This is a genomic window from Streptomyces sp. NPDC058086 (genome assembly GCF_042885015.1).
GTDB lineage: Bacteria > Actinomycetota > Actinomycetes > Streptomycetales > Streptomycetaceae > Streptomyces.
On sequence record NZ_JBHVST010000265.1, the window covers coordinates 1 to 2,471 of the forward strand.

Genomic DNA, 2,471 nt, shown 5'->3' on the forward strand with positions numbered 1-2,471 from the left:
TGGGAAATAAAAAAACACAAGTCAAATGACTTGTGTTTTTAGTTGCTTGGCGACGTCCTACTCTCACAGGGACAAGGTCCCAACTACCATCGGCGCTGAAGAGCTTAACTTCCGTGTTCGGCATGGGAACGGGTGTGACCTCTTCGCTATCGCCACCAAACTAAATGAGAGGTGTTCTCTCAAAACTAGATAACGGTTAGACAAGGCCCACAGGATGTGGGTCATGCAGGCGTTGCCACACGATGTGGCGTATTTAGCCAGCATTCACATATTTTATTAGGTTAAGTCCTCGATCGATTAGTATCAGTCAGCTCCACGTGTCGCCACACTTCCACCTCAGACCTATCAACCTGATCATCTTTCAGGGATCTTACTTGCTTGCGCAATGGGAAATCTCATCTTGAGGGGGGCTTCATGCTTAGATGCTTTCAGCACTTATCCCGTCCGCACATAGCTACCCAGCGATGCCCTTGGCAGAACAACTGGTACACCAGCGGTGCGTCCATCCCGGTCCTCTCGTACTAAGGACAGCTCCTCTCAAATTTCCTGCGCCCGCGACGGATAGGGACCGAACTGTCTCACGACGTTCTGAACCCAGCTCGCGTACCGCTTTAATGGGCGAACAGCCCAACCCTTGGGACCGACTACAGCCCCAGGATGCGATGAGCCGACATCGAGGTGCCAAACCTCCCCGTCGATGTGGACTCTTGGGGGAGATAAGCCTGTTATCCCCGGGGTAGCTTTTATCCGTTGAGCGATGGCCCTTCCATGCGGAACCACCGGATCACTAAGCCCGACTTTCGTCCCTGCTCGACTTGTAGGTCTCGCAGTCAAGCTCCCTTGTGCCTTTACACTCTGCGAATGATTTCCAACCATTCTGAGGGAACCTTTGGGCGCCTCCGTTACTTTTTAGGAGGCGACCGCCCCAGTCAAACTGCCCACCTGACACTGTCTCCCTGCCCGATAAGGGCAGCGGGTTAGAAGGTCAATACAGCCAGGGTAGTATCCCACCGATGCCTCCACCGAAGCTGGCGCTCCGGTTTCCAAGGCTCCTACCTATCCTGTACAAGCTGTACCAACATTCAATATCAGGCTGCAGTAAAGCTCCACGGGGTCTTTCCGTCCTGTCGCGGGTAACCTGCATCTTCACAGGTACTATAATTTCACCGAGTCTCTCGTTGAGACAGTGCCCAGATCGTTGCGCCTTTCGTGCGGGTCGGAACTTACCCGACAAGGAATTTCGCTACCTTAGGACCGTTATAGTTACGGCCGCCGTTTACTGGGGCTTCAATTCGCACCTTCGCTTACGCTAAGCGCTCCTCTTAACCTTCCAGCACCGGGCAGGCGTCAGCCCCTATACTTCGCCTTACGGCTTCGCAGAGACCTGTGTTTTTGCTAAACAGTCGCCTGGGCCTATTCACTGCGGCTCTCTCGGGCTTGCACCCTAACAGAGCACCCCTTCTCCCGAAGTTACGGGGTCATTTTGCCGAGTTCCTTAACGAGAGTTCTCTCGATCACCTTAGGATTCTCTCCTCGCCTACCTGTGTCGGTTTGCGGTACGGGCACCTCTCGCCTCGCTAGAGGCTTTTCTTGGCAGTGTGGAATCAGGAACTTCGGTACTATAATTCCCTCGCCATCACAGCTCAGCCTTTATGATGTGCGGATTTGCCTACTCATCAGCCTAACTGCTTGGACGCGCATATCCAGCAGCGCGCTTACCCTATCCTACTGCGTCCCCCCATTGCTCAAACGGCGAGGAGGTGGTACAGGAATATCAACCTGTTGTCCATCGCCTACGCCTTTCGGCCTCGGCTTAGGTCCCGACTAACCCTGAGCGGACGAGCCTTCCTCAGGAAACCTTAGGCATTCGGTGGAGGGGATTCTCACCCCTCTTTCGCTACTCATACCGGCATTCTCACTTCTAAGCGCTCCACGAGTCCTTCCGGTCTCGCTTCACAGCCCTTAGAACGCTCTCCTACCACTGTTCGAAGAACAGTCCGCAGCTTCGGTGATACGTTTAGCCCCGGTACATTTTCGGCGCAGAGTCACTCGACCAGTGAGCTATTACGCACTCTTTAAATGGTGGCTGCTTCTAAGCCAACATCCTGGTTGTCTAAGCAACTCCACATCCTTTTCCACTTAACGTATACTTTGGGACCTTAGCTGGCGGTCTGGGCTGTTTCCCTTTCGACTACGGATCTTATCACTCGCAGTCTGACTCCCAAGGATAAGTCATTGGCATTCGGAGTTTGACTGAATTCGGTAACCCGGTAGGGGCCCCTAGTCCAATCAGTGCTCTACCTCCAAGACTCTTACCTTGAGGCTAGCCCTAAAGCTATTTCGGAGAGAACCAGCTATCTCCAGGTTCGATTGGCATTTCACCCCTACCCACACCTCATCCCCGCACTTTTCAACGTGCGTGGGTTCGGGCCTCCATTCAGTGTTACCTGAACTTCACCCTGGACATGTGC

The 2,471-nt window shown here is 53.5% G+C and carries 2 rRNA genes; both read right to left on the reverse strand.

The window, feature by feature from the left end:
* Positions 1-44: 44 nt before the first annotated feature.
* Positions 45-160: ribosomal RNA gene (rrf, locus tag ACFVWD_RS58090) — 5S ribosomal RNA — on the reverse strand.
* 117 nt (positions 161-277) lie between these two features.
* Positions 278-2,471, reverse strand: a 23S ribosomal RNA gene (locus ACFVWD_RS58095); the annotation flags it as partial.